The following is a 750-nucleotide window of genomic DNA, read 5'->3' on the forward strand; positions in this document are numbered from 1 at the left end:
CGGCCCGGCCCCCGCCTCCGGTTCCGGACCCGCACCGTCCGGCGGGACGATCAGCCTCAACTCGGCGACGGCGGAGCAGCTCGACACCCTGCCGGGGGTCGGCCCGGTCCTGGCCCGGCACATCCTCGACTACCGCACCCAGCACGGCGGTTTCCGCTCCATCGATGAACTCCGCGAGGTCAACGGCATCGGCGAGCGCCGGTTCGCCGATCTCCGCCCGCTGGTTCAGCCATGACGTCCGTACATACGGCACGCCCCCGTGCCCCGGTGCACGCGGCCGCCGCCTCACCGCGCGGGGCGTCCGATCCCCGCCAGGAGGGTCCGGCGGACCTCCGCCTGGTGCCGCCCGCGCTGGCGGCCTGGGCCGCGGCGGCGGTCGCGTTGGGCACGCCCGGCCGCACCGTGGCCGCGGTCTGCGCGGGTGCCTTCCTGGCGGCAGCCGTCCTGCTGTACGTGACCCGTCGGCGCCGGGCCGCCATGGGGCGGACCCAGCGGCGCACGGCAGGGGCGCTGGCGGCGGTCCTGCTGTGCGCGGCCACGGCGGGGGCGGTCGCCGCGCTGCACGCGGCGGACGTGCGGCGCGGACCGGTCCCCGCGCTGGCCGGGGAGTTCGCCGAGACGACCGCCGAGGTGACGGTCACGAGGGATCCGAGGCTCAGCCGCCCCCGAGTGCGCGGGGCCGCGCTCGCGCCCGGTGTCGGTGGTGGTCGAGGCGGAGGCCACCAGGGTCACGGCGCCTGACGGCACGTC

2 protein-coding genes are annotated in these 750 nt (G+C 78.1%); both read left to right on the forward strand.

All coding sequences use genetic code 11. The features are described 5' to 3' along the window. On the forward strand, window positions 1-235 hold a 235-nt coding region (locus SSOG_RS29755; protein ID WP_167542521.1), incomplete at its 5' end, for a ComEA family DNA-binding protein. Beyond that, window positions 232-741 carry a hypothetical protein gene (locus SSOG_RS55005; protein ID WP_009717966.1) on the forward strand — a complete coding sequence of 170 codons (510 nt, stop codon included), beginning with the start codon at window positions 232-234 and terminating at the stop codon, window positions 739-741. The genes SSOG_RS29755 and SSOG_RS55005, both read left to right, overlap by 4 nt. Window positions 742-750 lie beyond the last annotated feature (9 nt).

Source organism: Streptomyces himastatinicus ATCC 53653 (assembly GCF_000158915.1).
Classification (GTDB): Bacteria; Actinomycetota; Actinomycetes; order Streptomycetales; family Streptomycetaceae; genus Streptomyces; species Streptomyces himastatinicus.